Genomic DNA, 23980 nt, shown 5'->3' with positions numbered 1-23980 from the left:
GAACGGTGCGGGAGACAACGGGTGGCTTGACCGGACAACCCGGGGGTCCGGCACCGTCGTGCCGGACCCCCGGGTTGCCTGCTTTCGCTTGTACGCGTCAGCGCCGGCCGACGTGGCCGCCGTCGTCGGTGGCGCCGTTCGTGTCGTCGGCGTCGTCCTCGCCCGCCTCCAGCAGGCCCGCCGCCGCGCCCACGATGCGCGGGTCGGCGACGCCGACGACCTCCTCGTCCTTGTCGGTGTAGTCGAAGCGGGCGAGCACACTGCGCATGGCCTCGACACGGGCCCGCTTCTTGTCGTTGCTCTTGACCACCGTCCAGGGCGCGTACTCCGTGTCCGTCTCCCGGAACATGGCCACCTTCGCGGCGGTGTAATCGTCCCAGCGGTCCAGCGAGGCCAGGTCCATCGGGCTGAGCTTCCACTGCCGTACGGGATCCACCTGGCGGATGGTGAAGCGGGTGCGCTGCTCGCTCTGGGACACCGAGAACCAGAACTTCACCAGGTCGACGCCGTCGTCCACGAGCATCCGCTCGAACAGTGGCGCCTGCCGGGTGAAGCGCTGGTACTCGTCCTGCGAGCAGAAGCCCATGACCCGCTCGACGCCCGCCCGGTTGTACCAGGACCGGTCGAAGAGCACGATCTCACCCGCGGTCGGCAGATGCTCCACGTACCGCTGGAAGTACCACTGGCCACGTTCGCGCTCGGTGGGCTTCTCCAGCGCGACGACCCGTGCGCCGCGCGGGTTGAGGTGCTCGGTGAAGCGCTTGATCGTGCCGCCCTTGCCGGCCGCGTCCCGCCCCTCGAAGACGATGACGAGCCGGCGTCCGGTCTCCTTGATCCAGCTCTGCAGCTTCAGCAGTTCGATCTGCTGCAGCCGCTTGTGCCACTCGTACTCCCTGCGCTCCATGCGGTGCGGGTACGGATAGTTCTCCCGCCAGGTGTCGACCGGGCTTCCATCAGGCCGGATGAGCACGGGGTCGTCGTGGTCGCTGTAGTCGACCCGCAGGTCGGACAGCTCGGACAGCAAGGGCGGCGTTGTCATCCAGTCCTTCCTTTCGGCACTCAGTGGAACTGCGGCACAATCAGATAAATTCCGTACGCCACCACCGCGGCGCACGCCACGAAGCACAGGCCGGCCTGGGTGAGGCCGACGGTGGAGCCGGTGCCGTTCTCCTCACGGGCCGCCTCCACCCGGGCGAGGCCCAGGACGCCGAGGGCGAAGACGACGACCACGGCGACGGTGACGCCGATGCTCACCGCGGTGACCTGGCCGAGTGCGCTCCAGTCGAGATGCATCGCTTTCAACTCTCCGTGATTCGCAGGGACTTACGCGGCCGTGCCGACCTTGGCCGGCGGCTCGGTGCGGATGGTGACCTCGTGGGCGTCGTTGACGTTCTTCGCGTCCACCGGGTTCCGGCGCGAGAGGAGCACGATGCCCAAGGCGAGGGCCGCGCCGACCAGGGCGACGACCGCCGCGCCGATGTTGCCGCCGCTCTTGACCACGCTCGCGGAGACGCCGCCGACCAGCGCGGCGGCGGGCAGCGTGACCATCCAGGCGATCACCATGCGGCCCGCGACACCCCAGCGCACCTCCGCCAGCCGTCGGCCGAGCCCGGCACCCAGGATGCTGCCGGAGGCGACCTGCGTGGTGGACAGGGCGAAGCCCAGGTGCGCGGAGGTGAGGATGACGGTGGTGGAGGCGGTTTCGGCGGCGAAGCCCTGCGGCGACTGGATCTCGGTCAGCCCCTTGCCCATGGTGCGGATGATGCGCCAGCCGCCCAGGTAGGTGCCGAGGCCGATGGCGAGCCCGGCGGAGGCGATCACCCACAGCGGCGGACCGGCGTCATGGCCGAGCGAGCCCGCCGAGATCAGGGTCAGCGTGATGACGCCCATGGTCTTCTGCGCGTCGTTGGTGCCGTGCGCGAGGGAGACGAGCGAGGCCGAGGCGATCTGGCCGATCCGGAAGCCCTTGGTCACCGACTTCTTGCGGGCGCGGTCGGTGAGCCGGTACGCGAGGTAGGTGGCCAGCAGCGCGGCGACACCGGCCACGATCGGCGAGGCCACCGCGGGTATCAGCACCTTCTCGACCACCTTGTCGAAGTGCACGCCATGAGAGCCCGCACCGACCCACACGGCACCGATGAGCCCGCCGAACAGGGCGTGCGACGAACTCGACGGCAGCCCGACCAGCCAGGTCAGCAGGTTCCAGAGGATCGCCCCGACCAGCCCCGCGAAGATCATGCCTGGGGTGACCAGGGTGTCGTCGACGATGCCACCGGAGATGGTCTTGGCGACCTCGGTGGAGAGGAAGGCGCCGACGATGTTGAGGATCCCGCTCACCAGAACCGCGGTTCTGGGGGTGAGCGCGCCGGTGGCGATGGATGTCGCCATCGCGTTGGCCGTGTCATGGAAGCCGTTGGTGAAGTCGAAGGCGAGGGCCGTGACGATGACGACCGCCACCAAGAAGGTGATGTGGTCCATTCCTGCATGCAAACAAGCCCAGGCCAATGCTCGGCGAACTCGAGGCAAAGGCAGCACAAGGACGACGCGCGCAGGTCGTGGGCATCGTTGTCAGAGCGGTGTCACCCCGGTGGATGACCCCTCTCACCCGGTCGGACCCTGCCGCGCGGCCCGGCGCCACGGGTCCCGCGAACGTGGAGGAGGCATGGCTCTCGAGGGGGATTCAAAAGCCTCGGGGAACACCCAAAGGGAAGCGAGAACACCATGGTGGCGTCTTCGGCTCTCGGCTCCGGACGCGGACGGACCCGCGCACGTGTCGCGGCGGCCGGATGCGCCGTGGCGGTGTGCGCGAGTGTGGCGGCCCCGGCCGCCGCGCGGGACGACACGTCGAGCGCGAAGCCCACGGTGGTGCTGATCCACGGCGCGTACGCGGACGGCTCCAGCTGGAACGGTGTCATCCCGCGCCTGGAGCGCCGCGGCTACCGCGTCATCGCCCCGGCCAACCCGCTGCGCGGTCTGTACACCGACTCCACCTATATCGCCTCCGTCCTGGACAGCATCAAGGGCCCGATCGTGCTGGTGGGCCACTCCTACGGCGGCGCGGTCATCAGCACGGCCGCCGCGGGCCACCCCCGGGTGAAGTCGCTGGTGTACGTGTCCTCGCTGATGCCCGACAAGGGCGAGAGCGGGCAGTCGCTGGCCGCCCGGTTCCCCAGCGAGCTCGCCACCGCCACCAGGGCGGTCCCCTACCGGGCCGGTGACGGCATGCGGGGCAAGGACCTGTACCTCAAGCGCGACAAGGTCCACCGGGTCTTCGCCGCGGACCTCCCGGCCAGTACGGCGAGGCTGCTGGCGGCGACCCAACGGCCCGCCGCTACGACCGCGTTCTCGGAGAAGGCCAAGGTGGCCGCGTGGCGGCAGATCCCGTCCTGGGTCCTCGTTGCCAAGCAGGACAAGACCATCAACCCTCGGCAGGAGCGGTTCCAGGCCAAGCGCGCCCACTCCCACACCGTGGAGATCAACTCCTCCCACGTGGCCATGATCGCCCACCCCCAGGAGGTCACCGACCTCATCATCAAGGCCGCCACGGCCACGGGCACGGCCCGGCCCTCGCCCGCCGCCAAGCCTTCCGGCTCCCGCGCCGGGGCGGAGTCCCGGCCCGCCGACACGGCCGCCGCGTGGGTGACCGGGGGCGCGGCGGCCCTTCTGCTCGGTGGTGGAGCCCTCGTCCTCGGCCGCCGCCGACGCCGGCGGTCGCGTTCTTCGCGCGGGTAGGGCGGCTACAGCCGCCCTACCGCGGTGCGAGCCGCCACATGGCGGTTTTCCGCGCCGAGTTCGGCCGCGGCGGCCGACAGGTAGTTGCGCACCCTCCCGGGCGACGGCGCGGCGTGGGACGCGATCTCCGCCACCGGTGCCCGTCCTCGGCCGGCGACAGCATTTCGCCTCGTCGCCGGTTCCGGCCTACGCCACCACGGTGATGCCGTCCTCCAGTGCGAGGAGGGAGGCCAGGGCGTCCCGGATGAGGCGTTCGTCGTCCGCGAGCAGAACCCTGATCATTCGGGCGTCTTCCAGGGAATCCGCGCGGTGAGGCGGAAGCTCCCGTCCGAGCGCCGTTCGGTGGTCAGTGTGCCGTCCACCTCGGCCAGGCGCTCGCGCAGCCCCGGCAGGCCGCTGCCGGTGCCGGTGCCGGTCCGGGGGGCCGTATCCGCCCCGTCGTTCTCCATGACGAGCGCCACCCAGCCCGAGATCGTCGCGCGCACCGACACCTCGCAGCGCGAGGCGCCCTGCGCATGGCGGAGCATGTTCGTCGTGCCCTCGCGGACCACCCAGCCGAGCGCCGCCTGTGTCTGTGCGGGCAGCCGCGCCGCCGGGCCGTTCTCGATCCGGCAGTCGATCCCGGCCGCCTCCAGTACGGACCGGGCCCCGGCCAGCTCGGCGAGCAGGTCGGCGGTGCGGTAGCCGCGGACCACCGCGCGGATCTCCCGCTGGGACTCCTGCGCGATGTGCTGCACCTCCTCCATCTGGGCCACCGCCTCCTCCCGGCCCCGCCGCGCCAGCTGCACCGCGAGCTCGCTCTTCAGCGCCACCACCGCGAGGTTGCGGCCGAGCACATCGTGCAGATCGCGGCCGAAGCGCAGCCGCTCCTCCGCGACGGCCAGCCGCGCCTGTGTCGCCCGCGCCTTGGCGAGCTCCTCGATCAGCCGCACGCTCCAGCCGGTGACCCGCATCGCCGTGGCCATGAACGGCACCATCAACAGGACCCCGCCGACCGTGAGGGCCAGCGGATCCCCCGACAGCCCGCTCGCCACCGCCACGCCGAGCGTCGCCACCGGCACCGCCCCGACCACCGCCACCCCTGCGCGGCGCGGCAGCGCCAGCATCGGCGGGCCCGCGTAGAACATCATCAGCCAGATCAGGTAGCTCACCAGGTCCCGGGCCCCGATGCGGCCGGTGACCAGCAGCGCGCAGCCCACCGCGGCCATGGCCGCGGTGGCGGCGACGTACAGCGCGACCAGCCCGACCGGGCGGGGTCCGGCGCCGAGGTAGCGGCGCAGGGCGGCGCGGGAGAGCAGCAGCTGGGCGCCGACATGTACCGCGCCCACCGCCGCCACCACGGCCGACCCGAGCGTGCCGGCGTCCGACGTCTTGATCCAGAACGCCCACAGCCCGGCCTCGGCGGCGGCGAAGAAGGCGAGGGTGCCGAGGGTGTAGCGGTGGTAGCGCTCGGGGCCGTCCGGGCCCCCGAACCGCTCCACCCAGGTCTCCACGCTCAAGTTCCCCCGCCCCGTCACCGCGGGCCGCGACTCCTCGGGCTCGGACACCTCCGGCCCCGTCATCACGGGCGCTGTCATCACGGGCTCCGCCACCTCGGGCTCCGCCACCGCTGGCTCCATCACCTCGGGCTCCGCCACCGCTGGCTCCATCACCTCGGGCTCCGCCACCTCAGGCTCCCGCCGCTCTCAACTCCGCGGCCCCCAGCGGAACCGCCGACGCACAGCAAACACTGCCAGGCCCGTCCATGCCAGCGCGAGGATCACCGCCCGGAGCTGATCCATGGCGGCCAGGTCATCCGTCCAGCCGCCCCGCAGCAGATCCATCACCGGCGAGAACGGCAGCCAGGCGGCGATGTCGGCCATCATGTCCGGCATCACCTCACGCGGCGCGAAGACCCCGGAGCCGGCCATCGTCACCAGCAGGAACGGCAGGAACGTCATCTGGGCACTCTCCGATGTCCGGGTGAAGGCCGCCGTCAGCGCCGCCCCGGCGACCAGCATGGCCACGCCGCTGAGCAGACCGAGCACCGCCAGATGCGGTGCGGCCGGTGCGTCCGCGTCGAGGAACGCGGTCATCCCGACCGCCAGCAGCAGGGACTGCACGACCGCCAGCAGGAACGCCGGGAGCGCGCTGCCGACGAGGATCTCCCAGTCGCGCACCTCGCCACTGCGCAGCCGCTTGAGCACCAGGCCCTCGCGGCGCACCACGTACACACCGACCAGGTAGGTGTAGACGGAGAAGAGCAGCGCCGTGGCCAGCGCGGCGGGCAGCATGACGGTGGCCACCGACAGGCCGGTGCCACCCAGGTCCAGCTCCTCGACCGTGCCGCGCATCGCGAAGGCCATCACGCTGGGCAGGACCACCGCGGTGACCAGGGATGCCTTGCTGCGCAGCAGCAGTGTCAGCTCGGCGCGGCCGAGGGCGGTCATACGGTCGGCGGCGGTGCGCCGGGGGGCCGTGGCCACGGGCGTCGGTGCCGTACGGGCCGCTGACGTCGTCATCGTGCCTCCTCGCTGTCCAGGCCCTTCGCGATCTCCATGAACGCCTCCTCCAAGGTGGCGGACCGGGCGTCCAGACCGCGCAACTCCACGCCCCTGTCCCGGGCCCACACCAGCAGCGCCGTGGCCGTGCGCTGCAGATCGGTGGTCTCCAGCCGGACCGTCCCCCCGGCCTCCTCGTAGCTCGACACACCCAGCGGTGCGAGCGGCGGCACATCGCCCAGGAAGTGGTCCCTGGGCAGCTCGAACCGCATCCGCGCGGGCCGCTCGGCGACCACGTCGGCGACCCGCCCCGAGGTGGCGATCCGCCCCGCGTGCATGATGGCCAGCCGGTCGGCCAGCTGCTCGGCCTCTTCCAGATAGTGGGTGGTGAGCAGCACCGTCGTGCCCTGCTGCTTCAGCTCCCGGATCAGCTCCCAGGTCTCGCGGCGGGACTGCGCGTCCAGGCCGGTCGTCGGCTCGTCCAGGAACAGCACCTCGGGCCGTCCCAGCAGGGCCAGCGCGAGATCGAGGCGCCGGCGCTCGCCACCGGAGAGCTGCTTGACCCGCACCGCCGCCCGTTTGGACAGCCGGGTCAGCTCCAGGGCCTCGGCCACGGGGCGGGCGCCGCTGGTGCAGCCCGCCCACATGCGTGCGGTCTCGGTGACCGTCAGCTCGGTCGGGAAGCCGCCCTCCTGGAGCATCACCCCGATACGGGGGCGGACGGCGGCGCGTTCGCGGTACGGGTCGCGGCCGAGCACCCGGACGGTTCCGGCGGTGGGGGTGGCCTGCCCCTCCAAGACTTCGAGGGTGGAGGTCTTACCGGCCCCGTTGGTCCCCAGCAGCGCGAAGAGCTCACCGCGGGCGACCGTGAGGTCGATGCCGCGCACGGCCTCGAAGCCGCGATAGTGCCGCCGTAGGTCGGCGGTTTCGATCACAGTGTCCATGCGTTCCAGACTCCCGGCGCGGCGGGCCCGGCGGCAGTGCGCTCTGTCATGCGTCCAGCTGACATCTGTCATGCGAACCCTGGAGATACGTCACCGGAGATACCGTCAGAGGTCCTTGACGGCGTCGGTGAGCGCCTGGTCGAGGATGGCGGCACCGCGGGCGATCTCGTCGTCGCTCGCGGTCAGCGGGGGCGCGATCCGGAAGATGCCTCCCATGCCGGGCAACTGGACGATGTTCATGTGCAGCCCGAGTTCGAAGCAGCGCCGGGTGACGGCCGCGCCGAGCCGGTCGGCGCCACCGGCGCCGAGGACCTGGTCGCCGGCCAGTTCCATGCCCAGCAGCAGCCCACGGCCGCGGACATCGCCGACGGCGTCGTGGCGGGTGGCGAGCGCGTCGAGATGGCCGCGCAGTGCCGAGCCGAGCTCGCGCGCACGCTCATCGAGGCGGTCGCGGACCAGCACCTCGAGGACGGTGTTGCCGACGGCGGCCGGCAGCGGGTCGCTGACATGGGTGGTGAAGAACAAGAACCCGCGCTCATGCGCCCGCTGCTCGATCTCGGGGCTGGTCACCACGGCGGCCAGCGGCAGCCCCGCGCCGAGCGTCTTGGACAGCGTGAGGATGTCCGGGACGACGCCCTCGTGCTCGAAGGCGTACCAGTCGCCGGTGCGGCACAGCCCGGTCTGCGCCTCGTCGAGGATCAACAGCATGTCCCGCTCCCGGCACTTCTGCGCCAGGGCGGCGAGATAGCCCGGCGGGAGTTCGATGACCCCGCCGGAGCTGAGGATCGGTTCGACCAGGCAGGCGGCGAGGCTGCCGACCGACTGGGCGTCGATCAGGTCGAAGCCCAGGTCGAGCTGGCGGCGCCAGTCGAGCGCGCCCTCGGCGTCCACGAAGTCGGGGTGGAAGCGGTCCGGGACCGGCAGCGCGAAGTTACCCGGCGCGGCGGGTCCGTAGCCCTTGCGCCCGGCGCTGTAGGTGGCGTTCGCGGCGGCCTGGGTCATCCCGTGCCACGAGCGGGCGAACGAGACGATCTCATGGCGGCCGGTGACCAGTTTCGCCATTCGCACCGCGGCCTCGTTCGCCTCCGCCCCGGTGGTCAGGAGCAGCACCTTCTCCAGTGGCTCGGGCAGGGTCTCGGCGAGCCGGCGCGTGAGGTCGACGACCGGGCGGCTGAGCATGCCGCTGTGCAGATGATCGAGGAGGGCGACCTGCTCGCGAACCGTCGCCACGATCGCCGGGTGGGAGTGGCCGAGGATCGCGCTCATCTGGCCGGAGGTGAAGTCGAGCAGCTCGCGACCGCTCTCGGTGAACACCGATGTGCCCGCGGCGCGGGCGATGATCTCGGAGGTGAAGGGGGCGTGGCCGCTGTAGCGGATGAGGTGGCGCTCCGGGGCGGCACCGGCAGTCTCGGAAGGCATGGGAACGACGGTAGGGATGCACCGCTGCGCGCGTCCATCGCACAGATCCGACCGCTCTGTCAGGCGGAACCGTACAGCGAATCCATACGGCCGAACCTACAATCGGGCGCATGCTCAACTCGGGGCGGCTGCGGCTGCTCAGCCTGCTGGAAACCCTGGGTACCGTCCGCGCGGTCGCCGAGACCCTGCATCTGAGCGCCTCGACGGTCTCCCAGCAACTGGCGGTCCTGGAGACCGAGACCCACTGCCGGCTGCTGGAGCGGACCGGACGGAAGGTGCGGCTGACCCCGGCCGGTCTGCTGCTGGCCCGTCGGGGCCGGGAGATCCTGGACCAGATGGCCGAGGCCGAGGCCGAGTTGCACGCCCTGAACGACGAGCCCATCGGCACCGTACGGCTCGGGGCGTTCCAGAGCGCCATCTACCCCCTCGCGGTCCCCGCGGCGACCCGCCTGGCCACCACCCATCCGCGGCTGCACCTGGAACTGATCGAGCTGGAGCCGCACGAGAGCGGACCGGCCCTGCGCTCGGGGGAGGCGGATGTCATCGTCACCACCACCGACTACGCCGGCCTCTCCTGGGGCGCGGACCTCGAGATCATCCCCCTGGGAACCGACCCGATCGTGGTGGTGCTGCCACCCGACCACCCCCTCACCGGCCGCACGACGGTGAACCTCGCGGCCTGCGCGGAGGAGACGTGGGCGTGTGACCGGCCGCGGTCGTACATGGCGGATCTGACCGTACGGCTGTGCCGCGAGTCGGGCTTCGAACCCCGGGTGGCCTGCCGGTTCAGCAACTACCTGATGCTGCTGCGCCACGTCGAGTCGGGCCGGTCGATCACCCTGCTGCCCGCCCTCGCCATCACACCCGACCACGCCGTCGCCACCCGGGAGCTGAGCACACCGGTGCACCGCAACGTCGCCATCGCGGTGCGCCGCGGCACAACGCGGCGCGCGGCGGTGCACGCGGTCATCGCGGCGCTGCGCGACCACCCCGAACTCCCGGCCCTGTCCGCACCGCACCAGCGCCCCGGCCGGGAACAGGGCGGCTTCGGTGCGTGATATTTTCGGTGCCGCCGTGCGCCGCCGCGAACCGAGGAGGTGAGACCGATCAACGCTGTGACAGGTCGGGCCTCCCTCCCCCGCATGGTCAGGGAGTGCCCGCGGAAGGCATCCCGAAAGGCGTGAAACGCCATGCGCTTCACCTCCGAGACATCATCCGACGGTGTCCGCGAACAGCTCTTCGTCCTCGATGAGATTCCCAGTGTGCTGTGGACACCGGAAGGTGCCGCCGGTACGCGTCCCCTGATCCTGATGGGGCACGGTGGCGGTCAGCACAAGAAGGCGCCCGGCATCCTGACGCGCGCACTCCGCCACGTGGCGGAGTGCGGTTTCGCGGTGGTGGCGGTCGACGTGCCCGGGCATGGCGACCGTCCGGTGGTCGAGGAGTACGACCGGATCGCGACCGAGAACCAGGCCCGGGTGGCGGCCGGAGAGGAACTGGCCCCGCTCATCGCCGACTTCCAGGCGCTGGTGGCCCGACAGACCGTGCCGGAATGGCGTGCGGTCCTGGACGCGGTTCAGCGACTCGAACACGTCGGCCCCGGGCCGGTGGGCTACTGGGGCGTCTCGCTGGGGTGCGGACTCGGCGTTCCGTTCGTCGCCGCCGAACCCCGGGTCCGCGCGGCGGTGCTGGGCCTGGGTGGGGCTCTGGCCTCGGCCGGGGACGCCGCGCGGATCACCGTCCCGGTGGAGTTCCTGGTGCAGTGGGACGATGAACGGGTGCCGAGGGCCGAGGGCCTGGCGCTGTTCGACGCCTTCGGTTCGGCCGAGAAGACGCTGCACGCCAACCCCGGCAGGCACGGGGATGTCCCGGCCTTCGAGCTGGACAGCGCGCTGCGGTTCTTCGCCCGGCACCTCGGCTGAGCGCGCGCCCGGGCCAGTCGCGCCGCGATCGGCGCGGCTGGGCCGGGGCCTCAGCTGATCCGGGCGTATTCGCGGAACTCCCAGTCGGTGACGTATCGCCGGAACCTGGCCAGCTCATCGCGCTTGAAGGTCAGGAAGGCGTCCACGAAGGGCTTGCCGAGCACATCGGCGAGCCGGTCGTCGGCTTCGAGGGCGTCGAGTGCCCGGCCGAGGCCGGTCGGCAGTGCGGCGGCGGTGCCCCGGTCGTGGCCTTGGCCGGTCATCGGCGCCGGGGGCTCCTCGGCGGCGGCGATGCCCAGGTGGGCCGCGGCGAGCAGACCGGCGATGGCGAGGTAGGGATTGGCGGTGGCATCGCCGAGGCGCACTTCCAGACGGGTGGCGCCACCGCGCTCGGGCGGGATGCGGACCAGGGCGTTGCGGTTGTCCAGGCCCCAGTTGATCAGCCAGGGGGCCGTCGTGTCCGGGCCGAAGCGCTTGTACGAGTTGACGGTGGGGTTGAGGAGCGCGGAGAGCGCGGGAGCGTGGGCGAGCACTCCGGCCAGGGCGTGGCGGGCCGTGGCGGACAGGCCGTAGGCGCCCCGGGGCGCGTCGAAGACGTTCCGGCCGTCCGCGTCGACGAGGGAGAGGTGGAGGTGGAAGCCCGAGCCGCCTCCGTCGTTGAACGGCTTGGCCATGAACGTGGCCAGCCTGCCCTCCGCATGGGCGAGTTCCTTGATCGCGGCCTTGAAGCGAAAGGCCCGGTCGGCGGCGTCCAGCGCCTCGCAATGGCTGAGGTTGATCTCGAACTGGCCGCTGTCGAACTCGCGGTTGCCGCCGCTGACGTCGAGCCCGAGGGCGTGCAGCGCGCGGATGGTCCGCAGCAGGTGGCCGTCCGGGTCGCCCGTGCGGCCGGTCGTATAGACGTGGCCCGGGGCGGGGGCGTAGCGCCGCCAGCCGACGAGCGAGTCCGGGTCCGGGTCGAGCAGGACGTACTCCAGCTCCGGGCCCACGACCGCCGTCAGGTCCCCCTCGATCAGCAGGCCGATGACCTGACGCAGCAGGTCCCGTGGCGATTCGGGCACGGGCAGTCCGGTGGCCGGGTCCCGGACGTCGCCGATGCACCCGGCCACACCCGCTTCCCACGGCAGCGGGACGAGCGTGGTGAGGTCGGGGCGTACGAGGATGTCCGGCATACCGGCTTCGAGGCCGCCCGGGATGTGCGAGTGATCACCCAGTGCGCCCGTGTGATAGACGGCGCGGCTGAAGGCGAGTCCATGGCCGACCGCATGGGGCAGGTGGTGCAGCAGGATGTCCCGGCTGCGCTCGGAGCCCATCAGGTCGGGATAGGCGACCCGTACGACATCGATGCCCTCGGCGGCGAGTGCCTCGGTCCGCCGGCGGACGCGGTCGGCTGTCTCGGCGCTCAATGGTCGCTCCGCAAAAGTTATTTGATGCCAAACGGGAGGGCCCACACGATACGAGGCGGCCGGGCCCTCCACAAGGGATCGCCGCGATGCGGCCAGGGCGCGAACGTCGCCCGTCGCCCGGCGCACCCGGGGCTACATTTGATCGCGAACGAATGACACGGCGGTCCCTGCCGCCCGCAGCCGAGGAGGATGCCATCGTGCCCGGGCGCCGCCGATCCATCGCCGAGACCGAACAGGCCGTCCAGGAACGGCTCGGCGGCTTCGAGTTGCAGCGCGAACAGATGGCCGCCGTCGCCAATATCCACCGCGCCGCCGCGGCCGTCCGCCAGCACCTGGAGAACTCCGTGCTGCGCCCGCATGATCTGACCTGGACCGGGTTCGTGGTGCTGTGGGTGCTGTGGATCTGGGGCGAGGCCGAGACCTGGTCGGTCGCGGAGGAGGCGGGCATCTCCAAGGGGACACTGACCGGGATCGCGCGCACGCTCGAGTCACGCGACCTGGTGGCCCGCGCACCCCATCCCGACGACGGCCGGCGGGTCCTGCTCTCGCTGACGCCCGAGGGCGAGGAGCTCATGGAGCGCCTCTTCCCCTCGTTCAACGCCGAGGAGGCGTTCGTCGCCACCCCGCTCAGCGCCGAGGACTGTCTGCGGCTCGCCAACGGGCTGCGCGCCATCGTGGCCCAGCTGGAGGAGCACGGCGAAGAGCGTCGGCGGCAGCTGCTCGACGGAAGGGAGCCGGCCCCGCGCCGCTCGGGCCGCCGCTCCCGCCAGTGACGCCGCGCCCCGTCAGGGCGCCGGCAACCGAAGACGGCAACCTTGACCCCGCCTCGTGGCGGAGTTAGCTTGTTTGGGGCCAAACAAGCTGGAGGACCGGGACATGCCCCAACAGCCGGACACCGCTGTGCACGAGGCGCGGATCGCCGGCGTCGCCGTCGACACCCGGCACTGGATCGGTGGCCGGCGCGTGGCCTCCGCCGACACCTTCCCCGACGTCTCGCCGATCGACGGCAGCACCCTCGCCCGCATCGCCCGCGGCGGCCCCACCGAGGCCGAAGCCGCCGTGGCCGCCGCGAAGGCCGCCTTCCCCGGCTGGGCCGCCACGTCCCGGGCCGAGCGCGCCCGCGTCCTCCACGCCATCGCCGACGGGGTGGAAAAACGCCTCGAAGAGCTGGCGATCGTCGAGACCACCGACAACGGCGCGCTGCTGCGCTCGCACCGCCGGGGTGTGATGCCACGCGTCGCCCGCAACTTCCGCTTCTTCGCGGACTGGCTGCTGCCCCTGGGCCACGAGGACTTCACCACCCACGCCGGCGGCCCCGCCGCGCCCGGCCACACCAACCACGTCAGCTGGGACCCGGCGGGCCCCTGTGTGCTGATCACCCCGTGGAACGCCCCGCTGATGCTGGCCACCTGGAAGGTCGCCCCGGCCCTGGCCGCCGGGAACACGGTGGTCCTCAAGCCCGCGGAGTGGTCCCCGCTGACCGCCTCGCTGCTCGCGGACATCGCGGCCGAGGCGGGACTGCCGCCCGGTGTGCTCAATGTCGTCCAGGGCCACGGGGCCGAGATCGGCGACGACCTCACCTCCCACCCGGACGTCCGCCGGATCAGCTTCACCGGCTCGGTGGCGACCGCCCGGCACATCGCCGCCTCGGCCGCACCGAACCTGACCCCGCTGAGCCTGGAACTCGGCGGCAAATCACCGCTGTTGGTCTTCGCGGACGCGGATCTGGAGCTGGCCGTCGACATCGCCGTGGAGCAGTTCGACAACGCCGGGCAGGTGTGTCTGGCCGCCACCCGCCTCCTCGTCGAGGAGTCGATCGCCGACGAGTTCACCGAGCGCTTCATGGCGAAGGCCGCCCGGTTGCGGCAGGGCGATCCGCGCGAGGAGGCCACCGACATCGGGCCCACCATCCACCCCCGCCAGATCGAGCGGATCGACGGCTTCGTGCGGCGGGCGGTCGCGGCCGGTGCCCGTGTGGTCTTCGGCGGCGGCTCCCAGGCCCGGCTCGGCGGTCTGTACTACCGGCCCACCCTCCTCACCGAGGTCGCCCAGGACTCGGAGGTCGTCCAGGAGGAGGTCTTCGGCCCGGTGCTGACCCTGCAGACCTTCGTGGACGAGGCGGAGGCGATCCACCTCGCCAATGACACCCGCTTCGGGCTGGCCGCCACCGTCGCCACCGGCGACCACCGGCGGGCCGAGCGCGTCACCGACCAGCTGGTGGCGGGCACGGTCTGGGTCAACTGCTTCTTCGTACGCGATCTGCGGGCGCCCTTCGGCGGCTCCCGCCTCTCCGGCGTCGGCCGCGAGGGCGGCACCTGGAGCTTCGACTTCTACTGCGACCTGAAGAACCGCGTGCTGGCCCCGAAGGGATTCCACGGCCATGGGTGAGATCGTCGGGGCGGGTCTGCTCGCCCATGTCCCCACCATCGTGCTCCCGGAGGAGACCCGGCGCGAGCTCAACGACGGCAAGGAGATCACCCTCGTCACCGGCCTGCGGCAGCTCCGCGAGGACGTCTTCGCGCGCGACGACTACGACACCGTCGTCGTCCTGGACTCCCACTGGGCCACCACGGTCGAGTTCGTCGTGACGGCCCAGCCGCGGCGCGCCGGACTGTACACCTCCGAGGAGCTGCCGCGAGGCATGTGCCGGATGCCGTACGACTTCCCCGGCGACCCCGAACTCGCCCACGCCGTCGCGCACTTCGCCGACGCCCACGCCACCTTCATCACCGCGATCGACGACGCCTGTCTGCCGATCCAGTACGCCACCGTCAACCTGTGGAAGTTCCTGGGCGAGGGCCTGCCCGGCAAGCGGTGGATGTCGATCGGGGTCTGCCAGACCGGCGACCTGGAGGACCACCTCCGGCTGGGCCGGGCGCTCGCCGACGGCATCGCCGCCACACCCGGCCGCCGTGTCCTCCTGATCGCCTCCGGCGCCCTCTCGCACACCTTCTGGCCGCTGCGCGAGATCCGGGACCACGAGGCCAGCGACCCGCGCCACATCTTCAGCCCCGAGGCGAGGGCGGCCGACGAGGAACGCATCGCCTGGTTCAAGGAGGGCCGCCACGACAAGGTCCTCGACACCATGGACACCTTCTGGACCTACCGCCCCGAGGCGAAGTTCTTCCACTATCTGATGATGGCCGGTGCGCTCGGCGACCGGGCATGCGTGGCCCGGGCCCGCCAGTACGGCACGTACGAGAACGCCGTCGGCACCGGCCAGGCCCACCTCTGGTTCGACCGCCCGGCCGACGGCTGGACTGGCACCGGCCCGCCCGCCTCCGCCACCGCGCCCACCCCGCACCGCCCCGTCTGAGGAGAGCCGATATGCCCGAGTACCGCCGCATCCTCCTCGACGGCGCCGTGGTGGAGACCGTCCGTGAGGGCGACGCACTCGTCGCCGGGGACGGTCGCCGGGTCGGAGTCCAGGAGGCCCGGCATCTGCCGCCCGTGGTCCCCTCCAAGGTGATCGCCGTCCACCTCAACCACCTCAGCCGCGTCGCCGAGTTCCAGAGCCGGCTCCCCGCGGCCCCCACGTACTTCCACAAGCCGACCTCGGCGCTCAACTCCCACCAGGGCGCCGTCGTGCGCCCCGAGGGCTGCAAGTGGCTCAACTACGAGGGCGAGGTCGCCATCGTCATCGGGAAGACCACCCGGAACATCGCGCCCGAGCAGGCGGCGGAGCACATCGCCGGTTACACGATCGCCAATGACTACGGGCTGCACGACTTCCGGGACACCGACGCCGGTTCGATGCTCCGCGTCAAGGGGTCCGACACCCTGTGCCCGCTGGGTCCCGGGCTGGTCACCGACTGGGACTTCCACGGCAAGTACCTGCGCACCTATGTCAACGGCAGGCTCGCGCAGGACGGCTCCACCGACGAGATGAAGTGGGACATGCACTACCTCGTCGCCGACATCGCCCGCACCATCACGCTCCACCCCGGTGACGTCCTGCTCTCCGGGACACCCGCCAACTCCCGCCCCGTGCGGCCCGGCGACGTGGTGGAGGTGGAGGTGGAGGGCCTGGGCCGGCTCACCAACCACATCGTCACCGGCCCGGCCCCCATCCGTACCGACGTCGGCGCGCAGCCCACCGAGTCGGAGGAGGTCCGGTCCACCGCCCTCGGCGGCGACTGGGAGTTCCGCGGCATCCGCCCGCCCGAGCGGCCCTGAACCACGGCTCGTCGTCACCACCTCGTCCGGACCAACTCGTCGTGACCAAGGAGTGGACCCTATGGATCTGAACGGCTGGCTCGCCACGGCGCTGGCGTCGAACGCCGATTGGGCGAAGACCTTCGGCCCCTACCAGGCCCATCCTGCGCTCGCGGTCGACGACGACCGGTTCGCCGCCGCGTTCGAGGTCTTCACCGAGCGGCTCAAGGACAACTACCCCTTCTTCCACCCCCGTTACGCGGGCCAGATGCTCAAGCCACCGCATCCGGCGGCGGTCGTGGGCTACCTCACGGCGATGCTGATCAACCCCAACAACCACGCCCTGGACGGCGGCCCGGCCACCGCCGAGATGGAGCGGGAGGCCGTCCAGCAGCTCGCCACGATGTTCGGCTACGACACCCACCTCGGACACCTCACCACCAGTGGCACCATCGCCAACCTCGAGGCGCTCTTCGTGGCGCGCGAACTGCACCCCGGCAAGGGCGTCGCCTACAGCACCGAGGCGCATTACACCCATGGCCGGATGTGCGGTGTGCTGGGCGTGGAGGGCCATCCGGTCCCGGTCGACGACCTCGGCCGCATGGATCTCGACGCGCTGGAGAGCCTGCTGCGGACCGGCACCGTCGGCACCGTCGTGCTCACCGCCGGGACCACCGGGCTCGGCGCCGTCGAGCCGATCCACGAGGCGCCGGCGCTGCGCGAGCGCTACGGTGTGCGGATCCACGTCGACGCCGCCTACGGCGGTTTCTTCACCCTGCTCGCCGGGGCGGAGGGCCCCGAGGGCCTGCCCGAGGAGCCGTGGCGGGCCATCGCCGAGGCCGATTCCATCGTCGTGGACCCGCATAAGCACGGCCTCCAGCCGTACGGCTGCGGCGCCGTCCTGTTCCGTGATCCCTCGGTCGGCCGGTTCTATCTGCACGACTCGCCGTACACCTACTTCACCTCCGAGGAGCTGCACCTCGGCGAGATCAGCCTGGAGTGTTCGCGCACGGGCGCGGCGGCCGCCGCCCTGTGGCTCACCTTCCAGCTGATACCGCCCACGCGCGAGGGGCTGGGGCAGTCGCTCGCGGCGGGCCGGCGCGCGGCACTGCGCTGGGCCGAACTCATCGAGAATTCCGAGCAGTTGGAGCTGCACCAGGCCCCGGAGCTGGACATCGTCAGCTACTTCCCGGTGACCGAGGCCGGCACCCTGTCGCAGATCGACGCGTCCAGCGCCCGGATCCTGCACGAGGGGATGACGGACGACGACCCCGTCTTCGTGAGCACGCTCCGCCTCGGCGCCGATCGGCTGACGGCCCTCCATCCGAAGCTCGTCCGGGACGCGGACGGTGCGCGCATCCTGCGCAGTGTGCTGATGAAGCCGGAGTCCGAGAGCTATGTCGACCAGCTCCACGCCCGCCTGGAACGGCTCGCACGTGGATGACCGTCACCCCCAACTCATCCGCGTCAGGAGCGTGACGGCATGACCAGCGTCCACGGCTACTTCCCGCCCAAGACCGCGACCGGCGCCTCGTCCCTCATCCCCTCCCCGCCGTGGCACTACTCCGGCGACCTGCTCACCATCGAGTACCGCACCGACCCGGCGCGGGTGCGCGAGCTGCTGCCGGAGCCGCTGGAGCCGGCCGCCGAGGATCCGGGAGCGGTCGCGCTGATCTGGGCCGACTGGCAGTCCTGCGCGACCGGCGGGCGGGAGCTGCTGGATCCGGTGCTCTCCCAGTACAAGGAGACCTTCGCGGTCGTCCGCTGCGCCTACCGGGGCCGGACGTACTCCCGCTGTGTCTATATCTGGGTCGACAAGGACTTCGCGATCGCCCGCGGACTGCACCAGGGCTATCCGAAGAAGCTCGGCTCGATCCATCAGACCCGCCCCCATCCGTACGGGCCCGCCCCGCGCATCGAGGCCGGCGCCCGGTTCGGCGCGACCCTCGCCGCGGCCGACCGGCGCCTCGCCCAGGCCGTGGTGACCCTGCGCGAGCCGTCCGAGACCGGCGGCTTCGTCAACGGCCACCCCATGGCCCACCACCGCTGGCTGCCCTCGATCGAGAACGGCAAGGGGCTCGCCCTCGACGAGCTGGTCGAGTCCGGGGCCGCCTCCTTCGAGGGCGGGCGGCCGTGGGTCGGCGACGCCGAACTGGAGCTGTTCGAGGCGCCCACCGAGGAGCTGGCCCGGCTGGAGATCCACGAGCCGATCGCCGCGTACTACCGCCAGGTGGGTGTGGTCTGGGACGGCGGCAGGCTGCTGGAGTCCGGCACCTCGCGGGCCCGGTAGCAACCCCGTCTGCGACGATCTCCGCGTGGACTACCCGAACAACCAGGCCCCCGGTGCCCCCGTCCGCTCCGGCATCCCGGAGCACGGCCGCGTGCCCAAGTACTACGCCGTCAAGGCCCAGATCGACCAGCTCATCGACGCGTTGGGAGAGGGCTCCCCCATCCCCACCGAGCGTGATCTCTCCGAGCGGTTCGAGGTCGCCCGGGAGACGGTGCGCCAGGCGCTGCGCGAGCTGGTGCTGGAGGGCAAGCTGCGGCGACAGGGCCGCGGCACGGTGGTCGCGGGCCCCAAGCTGGCGCAGCCGCTGTCGCTGGCCAGCTACACCGAGGGCGTACGGCGCCAGGGGCGCACCCCGGGCCGTGCGCTGGTCACCCTCGACCGCTTCCCCTGCCCCGACGCACTCGCCGCCGAGACCGGCCTGACCCGCGGCGAGCCCGTCTGGCATCTGGAGCGGGTGCTGCTCGCGGATGACGAGCGGGTCGGCCTGGAGAGCACCTACGTGGCGGAGGCCCGCGTGCCGGATCTGGACACCGCCTTCGATCCGGACTCCTCCTTCTACGCCTACCTCGCCGAGCGGGGCATCGTCTTCGGCGACGCCGACGAGCGGATCGAGACCGTGCTCGCCACACCGCGCGAGGCCCTGCTCATCGGCACCCCGCCGGCCCTGCCGATGCTGCTCATCCACCGTGTCTCGCGGGACACCGAAGGCCGTCCGCTGGAGCGGGTGCGCACGCTGTACCGGGGCGACCGGTTCTCCTTTACGACACATCTGAGCGGCTGAAAAATGCCCCTTTGCACCCATTTGCAACATCACAAAAAGATAACGGGTCTAGCCCAAATGTGATGCCCGGTTCACGCTCTCGTTGACAGCCGGATTCCTCCGGTTCCCCACACCCCTGGAGCGTGACGGACGTGAGAGTGATAGTCGTCGGAGCCGGCGTGGTGGGCACCATGCACGCCTGGCACGCAGTGGAACGCGGCCATGAGGTCGTACAGATCGAGCGCGAGACGGAGGCTCGTGGCGCCTCGCTGCGCAATTTCGGCCAGATCTGGGTGAGCGGCCGAGCGGGCGGCGCGGAGCTGGACACCGCGCTGCGGGCCCGGGAGCTGTGGGAGGAGATCGGCGGCCGCGTTCCGGCGCTGGGCTTCCGTCCGAACGGCTCCCTGACCCCGGTCCGCGGCGCTCTGGAGCTGGCCGTCGCCGAGGCCGCCGTGGCCCGCGCGGACGCCGCCGCGCGCGGCTACAAGCTGCTGACCGCGGACGAGGCACGGGCCGTCAACCCCGCCCTGCGCGGGGAGTTCGACGCCGCCCTGTACTGCGAGCGGGACGCGGCCGTCGAGCCGCGCACCGCCCAGCTCGCCCTGCGCGCCGAGTTGCTGAACTCCCCGCGGTACACCTTCCTGCCCGGCCGCGAGGTCCGGGAGGTGATCGGCGAGCGGGCCGTCCGCGACGACCACGGCGAGGTGCACACCGGCGACGCCGTCGTCCTGTGCACCGGCGCCTGGCTCGGCGGCCTGGTCCGCGAACTGGCCGGCCCGGATCTGCCGGTGCGCCGGGTCCGGCTCCAGATGATGCAGACCGACCCGCTGGGCGAGCCGCTGACCACCTCGATCGCCGACGCCGACAGCTTCCGCTATTACCCGGCGTACGCCTCCCCCGCCCTGGAGGAGCTGAACGCGCGGCAGCCGCAGGCCGACACGGCCGAGGAGCACCGGATGCAGCTGCTGATGGTGCAGCGCGCCGACGGCGGACTGACCATCGGCGACACCCACGAGTACGAGCACCCCTTCGCCTTCGACACCCTCGAGGACCCCTACGACCACCTCACCGGTGTCGTGGAGTCCCTCCTCGGCCGCCCGCTGCCGAAGATCCGGCGCCGCTGGGCCGGGGTGTACGCACAGTGCACCGACACCGGCCGGGTCGTGCACCGCCAGCGGGTGCGCGACGGTGTCTGGCTGGTCACCGGGCCCGGCGGGCGCGGTATGACCTGCTCTCCCGCGATAGCCGAAACGACCGCGAACGAACTGGGCTGGTGACGCACATGGCTACCCCGACCGACACCACCGACACCACCGACACCACCGGCACGATCCGCCTGGTGGCCCTCGACATGGCCGGCACCACCGTCGCCGACGGCGGCCTGGTCGAGCGCGCCTTCGACGCCGCCTCCGGTGAGCTGGGCGTCGTGCCCGGCACCCCCGACCACGCCGAGAAGCTCGCCTATGTCCGCGCTACCATGGGCGAGTCCAAGATCTCCGTCTTCCGCCATCTGTTCGGATCCGAGGAGCCGGCGCAGCGCGCCAACGCCGCCTTCGAGCGGGCGTACGGCGAGCTCGTCGACGGCGGTCTGATCGCCCCCGTGCCCGGCGCCCGCGAGGCCATCGAGGAGCTGGCCGCCGACGGCCGTACCGTCGTCCTCACCACCGGCTTCGCCCGCGTCACCCAGGACGCCATCCTGGACGCGCTCGGCTGGCGCGGCCTGGTGCCGCTCACTCTGTGCCCCGCCGACGCGGGCGGGCGCGGGCGGCCGTACCCGGACATGGTGCTGGAGGCGTTCCTGCGGACCGGGGCCGCCGAGGACGTGGCCCAGGTCGCCGTCGTCGGCGACACCTCCTACGACGTGCTCAGCGGCGTCCGGGCCGGGGCGGGTCTGGTCGCCGGGGTGCGCACCGGGGCCCACGGTGACGAGGCGTTCCACGCGGCCGGGGCCACCCATGTGCTGGACTCGGTCGCCGAACTGCCCGCCCTGCTGCGGGGAGTCGGCTGATGGGCATCCGCTTCGACGCGGTCACCGTGGCCTACGACGGGAACGTCGTCCTGGACGCCCTCGACCTCACCGTGGCACCCGGCGAGGTCATGGCGCTCCTCGGGCCGTCCGGATCCGGCAAGACCACCGCGCTGCGGGCGGTCGCCGGGTTCGTACGGCCCGCCTCCGGGCGGGTCTTCCTCGGCGACCGCGACGTCACCGATCTGCCGCCGCACCGGCGGGGCATCGGGATGGTCGTCCAGAGTTACGCGCTCTTCCCGCATCTGCGGGTCGAGGACAACGTGGCGTTCGGCCTCAAGGCCCGCAAGGTCCCCAAGGCCGAGATCCGGACCCGGGTCGCCGAGGCGCTGGAGATGACCGGCATGGCCGCCTACGCCCGCCGCCACCCGCGCGAGCTCTCCGGCGGCCAGCAGCAGCGCGTGGCCATCGCCCGCGCGCTCGCCATCCGCCCGGACGTCCTCCTCCTCGACGAGCCGCTGTCCGCGCTCGACGCCCAGCTGCGCTCCGGCATGCTGGCCGAACTCGCCCGGCTGCACCGCGAGTTGCCCGAGGTGTCGATCCTGTACGTCACCCACGACCAGGTCGAGGCGCTCACCCTCGCCGACCGGATCGCGGTGATGGACAAGGCCCGGCTCCAGGCGTGCGGCACCCCGCGGGAGCTGTACCGGGCCCCGGCCGACGCGTTCACCGCCTCCTTCGTCGGCAACGCCAACCTGCTGCCGGTGACGGTCGGTTCCGCGGGCGTGTCCTTCGCCGACGCCGAGATCGCGGTCGACACGGCGGGGGCGGTGCCGGGCGCGAGCGCCACCCTGTGCGTACGCCCCCATCTGGTCGGCATCGGGGCGGGCCCCAACCGGCTCACCGGCACGGTGGCGGAGATCCAGTGGCGGGGCGCCACCCACCGGCTGTACGTCGATGTGGGTGGCCACCGGGTGATGGCCGATGTGCGGGAGCTGCGCGAGCCACCTGCCCATGGCGACCCGGTGACCGTGCACTTCGCGCCCGAGGACGCCGTGCTGCTGACCGCCGGAGTGAGCGGCCATGGCTGAGCGGATCAGCGAAAGCCGGCCACGGCGGGCAGGCGCCCCCAAGGGGCGCGGGCTGGGCGGAAATGCGGCTCCGCCGCGTGGGAGCGACCGGCCGCGACGGCGCCGCGGACGGTCGACGGCAGCTCAGGGCACGTCCACCGGAGCGTCTGGCGCGGCGCTGAGCACTCCGGCAAAGGCCCGGCCCCGTGCGGCCGTCTGGGCCTGGGCGTGGGCCCTGCCGCCCGTCGGCCTGCTCGCCCTGGTCTTCCTCTATCCGCTGGCCCTGGTCGTCCAGCAGTCCGTACAGCCCGACACCGGTGGCACCTCCGTCCAGCCGTATGCCGACGTCTTCGCCTCGGAGGCGTTCCGCGAGGCGCTGTGGACCACCGTATGGCTGGCGGCGGCCTCGACCGCCGGATGCCTGGTGCTCGGCTTCGTCCTGGCGCTGATCATCGCCTTCGTGCCCTTCCCGGGGGCGCGGGCGGCCGCACGCTTCGTCGATGTCTTCCTGTCCTTCCCGTCCTTCCTGATCACCCTCGCCCTGCTGTTCATCTATGGCTCGACCGGCATGGCCAACGGTCTGTGGGCGGATGCCACCGGCGCCGGCGAGGGGCCCTTCCAGTTCCTCACCACGCCCTGGGGCGTACTGCTCGCCGAGATCACGTACTTCACACCGTTCGTGATGCGGCCGCTGCTCGCCGCGTTCTCCCAGCTGGACACCGCGCAGCTGGAGGCGGCCAGTTCGCTCGGGGCCCGGGCGCCCCGGATCATCCGGCAGATCATCCTGCCCGAGGCGCTGCCCGCCCTCGCGGCGGGCGGCAGCCTGGTCCTGGTGCTGTGCCTCAACGAGTTCGGCATCGTGCTCTTCACCGGCGCCAAGGGCGTCACCACCCTGCCGATGCTGGTCTACGGCAAGGCCATCCTGGAGTCCGACTACCCGGGCGCCTGTGTGGTCGCCGTCGTCAACGTCCTGATCTCCGTGGGCCTCTACGGCCTCTACCGGGTGGTGAGCCGCCGTGCTGGTGCATAGCCGCAGGGCGAGATGGGCCGTGTGGGGGGTCTTCCTGATCCTCTTCCTGCCCCTCTTCGCCCTCCCGCTCCTCGTCGTCCTCGGCGCCTCCTTCGCCACCCACTGGTCCGGCATCCTTCCCTCGGGGACTACCACCGCCAACTACCAGGCCGCCACCCGCGGCGAGGCCCTGCAGGCGCTCACCACCAGCCTGGTCACGGCGGTCACCGCGAGTCTGCTGGCGCTGGCCGTGGGCACCTGGGCCGCGCTCGCGGCGGCGGGGCTGAAGAAGCGGTCGCGCAGGGTGCTGGACGCCCTGTTCGTGCTGCCGGTCGCCGTGCCCTCCGTCGTCGTCGGCCTGGCGATCCTGGTGGCCTTCTCCCAGCCGCCGGTGCTTCTCAACGGCACCCGCTGGATCGTCATCGCCGCGCACACCGTCCTGGTCACCGCCTTCGCCTACCAGTCGGTGTCCGCCGCGATCACCCGTCTGGACCCGGCGTACGAGCAGGCGGCGGCCTCGCTCGGGGCCCGCCCCGCCACCGTTCTCCTGCGGGTGAAGCTGCCGCTGCTGCTGCCGTCCCTGACCGCGGCCGTCGGCCTCTGTTTCGCCCTGTCCATGGGCGAGTTGAGCGCCACGATGATGCTCTACCCGCCCGACTGGACCCCGCTGCCGGTCCTGATCTACGCCGCCACCGACCGCGGCGCCCTGTTCACCGGCTCCGCGATCGCCGTGGTCCTGATGGCGGCGACCCTGCTGGTGCTGCTCGCCGTCTCCCGGATCCGCACCCGCGCCTCCTACCGCTGACCCCGCGATTCCCCTTCCACCG

The 23980-nt window shown here is 72.0% G+C and carries 23 protein-coding genes; 15 read left to right on the top strand and 8 right to left on the bottom strand.

Annotated elements, in window-relative coordinates; translation table 11 throughout:
- Positions 1–97: 97 nt before the first annotated feature.
- From ppk2 to J8403_RS36600, 3 genes are read right to left on the bottom strand one after another with little or no spacing between them, the layout of a single operon-like run.
- Complete coding sequence (gene ppk2, locus J8403_RS36610; protein WP_211126915.1) at positions 98–1039, bottom strand: polyphosphate kinase 2; 942 nt, start codon at positions 1037–1039, stop codon at positions 98–100.
- A gap of 20 nt (positions 1040–1059) precedes the next feature.
- The gene (locus J8403_RS36605) at positions 1060–1293 is read right to left on the bottom strand and encodes a hypothetical protein (protein WP_093468654.1); all 234 of its coding nucleotides are present in this window, start codon (positions 1291–1293) and stop codon (positions 1060–1062) included.
- Between the two features lie 30 nt (positions 1294–1323).
- Positions 1324–2478 carry an inorganic phosphate transporter gene (locus J8403_RS36600; protein ID WP_211126914.1) on the bottom strand — a complete coding sequence of 385 codons (1155 nt, stop codon included), beginning with the start codon at positions 2476–2478 and terminating at the stop codon, positions 1324–1326.
- 243 nt (positions 2479–2721) lie between these two features.
- Between J8403_RS36600 and J8403_RS36595 the strand changes: the two genes are divergently transcribed.
- A complete protein-coding gene (locus J8403_RS36595) occupies positions 2722–3732 on the top strand; it encodes an alpha/beta fold hydrolase (RefSeq protein WP_211126913.1) in 1011 nt (336 codons plus the stop codon).
- A 278-nt stretch (positions 3733–4010) separates the two neighbouring features.
- Here the strand turns inward: J8403_RS36595 and J8403_RS36590 are convergent, their stop codons facing one another.
- From J8403_RS36590 to J8403_RS36575, 4 genes are all read right to left on the bottom strand, one after another.
- Complete coding sequence (locus J8403_RS36590) at positions 4011–5399, bottom strand: sensor histidine kinase (RefSeq protein ID WP_246586169.1); 1389 nt, start codon at positions 5397–5399, stop codon at positions 4011–4013.
- An 18-nt stretch (positions 5400–5417) separates the two neighbouring features.
- Positions 5418–6233: an ABC transporter permease gene (locus tag J8403_RS36585; protein ID WP_211126912.1), complete on the bottom strand. Its 816-nt coding sequence runs from the start codon at positions 6231–6233 to the stop codon at positions 5418–5420.
- Complete coding sequence (locus tag J8403_RS36580; protein WP_211126911.1) at positions 6230–7156, bottom strand: ABC transporter ATP-binding protein; 927 nt, start codon at positions 7154–7156, stop codon at positions 6230–6232. Before J8403_RS36580 ends, J8403_RS36585 begins: the two co-directional genes overlap by 4 nt.
- 105 nt (positions 7157–7261) lie before the next feature.
- On the bottom strand, positions 7262–8575 hold the full coding sequence (locus J8403_RS36575; protein WP_211126910.1) for an aspartate aminotransferase family protein: 1314 nt from the start codon (positions 8573–8575) through the stop codon (positions 7262–7264).
- A 110-nt stretch (positions 8576–8685) separates the two neighbouring features.
- Here J8403_RS36575 and J8403_RS36570 point away from each other — a divergent pair, with 110 nt between their 5' ends.
- Both J8403_RS36570 and J8403_RS36565 read left to right on the top strand, forming a co-directional pair.
- Positions 8686–9633 (top strand): LysR family transcriptional regulator, encoded by a 948-nt coding sequence (locus J8403_RS36570; protein ID WP_211126909.1) that lies wholly within the window; start codon positions 8686–8688, stop codon positions 9631–9633.
- Between the two features lie 132 nt (positions 9634–9765).
- Positions 9766–10497 (top strand): dienelactone hydrolase family protein, encoded by a 732-nt coding sequence (locus J8403_RS36565; protein ID WP_211126908.1) that lies wholly within the window; start codon positions 9766–9768, stop codon positions 10495–10497.
- Positions 10498–10547: 50 nt separating this feature from the next.
- Here the strand turns inward: J8403_RS36565 and J8403_RS36560 are convergent, their stop codons facing one another.
- Positions 10548–11903 carry a glutamine synthetase family protein gene (locus J8403_RS36560; protein ID WP_211126907.1) on the bottom strand — a complete coding sequence of 452 codons (1356 nt, stop codon included), beginning with the start codon at positions 11901–11903 and terminating at the stop codon, positions 10548–10550.
- A 197-nt stretch (positions 11904–12100) separates the two neighbouring features.
- On the opposite strand from J8403_RS36560, the gene J8403_RS36555 reads away from it, so the two are divergent.
- The 12 genes from J8403_RS36555 to J8403_RS36500 all read left to right on the top strand — a co-directional run bounded on the left by J8403_RS36555 (position 12101) and on the right by J8403_RS36500 (position 23958).
- The gene (locus tag J8403_RS36555; protein WP_211128613.1) at positions 12101–12676 is read left to right on the top strand and encodes a MarR family winged helix-turn-helix transcriptional regulator; all 576 of its coding nucleotides are present in this window, start codon (positions 12101–12103) and stop codon (positions 12674–12676) included.
- A 103-nt stretch (positions 12677–12779) separates the two neighbouring features.
- Positions 12780–14291 (top strand): aldehyde dehydrogenase, encoded by a 1512-nt coding sequence (locus tag J8403_RS36550; protein ID WP_211126906.1) that lies wholly within the window; start codon positions 12780–12782, stop codon positions 14289–14291.
- On the top strand, positions 14284–15219 hold the full coding sequence (locus J8403_RS36545; protein ID WP_211126905.1) for a 3,4-dihydroxyphenylacetate 2,3-dioxygenase: 936 nt from the start codon (positions 14284–14286) through the stop codon (positions 15217–15219). The genes J8403_RS36550 and J8403_RS36545 overlap by 8 nt, the downstream gene beginning before the upstream one ends.
- A gap of 11 nt (positions 15220–15230) precedes the next feature.
- Positions 15231–16079, top strand: coding sequence for a fumarylacetoacetate hydrolase family protein (locus J8403_RS36540; RefSeq protein ID WP_211126904.1), 849 nt, complete (start codon positions 15231–15233; stop codon positions 16077–16079).
- A gap of 61 nt (positions 16080–16140) precedes the next feature.
- Positions 16141–17502, top strand: coding sequence for a pyridoxal phosphate-dependent decarboxylase family protein (locus tag J8403_RS36535; RefSeq protein ID WP_211126903.1), 1362 nt, complete (start codon positions 16141–16143; stop codon positions 17500–17502).
- A gap of 39 nt (positions 17503–17541) precedes the next feature.
- Positions 17542–18348, top strand: coding sequence for an acetoacetate decarboxylase family protein (locus tag J8403_RS36530; protein WP_211126902.1), 807 nt, complete (start codon positions 17542–17544; stop codon positions 18346–18348).
- A gap of 25 nt (positions 18349–18373) precedes the next feature.
- Positions 18374–19129, top strand: a complete 756-nt coding sequence (locus tag J8403_RS36525) for a GntR family transcriptional regulator (protein WP_211126901.1) — start codon at positions 18374–18376, stop codon at positions 19127–19129.
- Between the two features lie 131 nt (positions 19130–19260).
- Positions 19261–20385, top strand: coding sequence for a TIGR03364 family FAD-dependent oxidoreductase (locus J8403_RS36520; protein ID WP_211126900.1), 1125 nt, complete (start codon positions 19261–19263; stop codon positions 20383–20385).
- 5 nt (positions 20386–20390) lie between these two features.
- A complete protein-coding gene (locus J8403_RS36515) occupies positions 20391–21116 on the top strand; it encodes an HAD family hydrolase (protein ID WP_211126899.1) in 726 nt (241 codons plus the stop codon).
- Positions 21116–22165 carry an ABC transporter ATP-binding protein gene (locus tag J8403_RS36510; RefSeq protein ID WP_211126898.1) on the top strand — a complete coding sequence of 350 codons (1050 nt, stop codon included), beginning with the start codon at positions 21116–21118 and terminating at the stop codon, positions 22163–22165. Before J8403_RS36515 ends, J8403_RS36510 begins: the two co-directional genes overlap by 1 nt.
- Positions 22158–23174: a 2-aminoethylphosphonate ABC transporter permease subunit gene (locus J8403_RS36505; RefSeq protein WP_246586168.1), complete on the top strand. Its 1017-nt coding sequence runs from the start codon at positions 22158–22160 to the stop codon at positions 23172–23174. The genes J8403_RS36510 and J8403_RS36505 overlap by 8 nt, the downstream gene beginning before the upstream one ends.
- Positions 23161–23958: an ABC transporter permease gene (locus J8403_RS36500; protein WP_211126897.1), complete on the top strand. Its 798-nt coding sequence runs from the start codon at positions 23161–23163 to the stop codon at positions 23956–23958. Before J8403_RS36505 ends, J8403_RS36500 begins: the two co-directional genes overlap by 14 nt.
- Positions 23959–23980: the final 22 nt, after the last annotated feature.

Origin of the sequence: Streptomyces yatensis (genome assembly GCF_018069625.1) — a bacterium.
In the GTDB taxonomy this organism is placed as follows: Bacteria; Actinomycetota; Actinomycetes; order Streptomycetales; family Streptomycetaceae; genus Streptomyces; species Streptomyces yatensis.
Note: the sequence above shows the minus strand (reverse complement) of the source record. Positions and strands in the feature narration are given on the sequence as shown.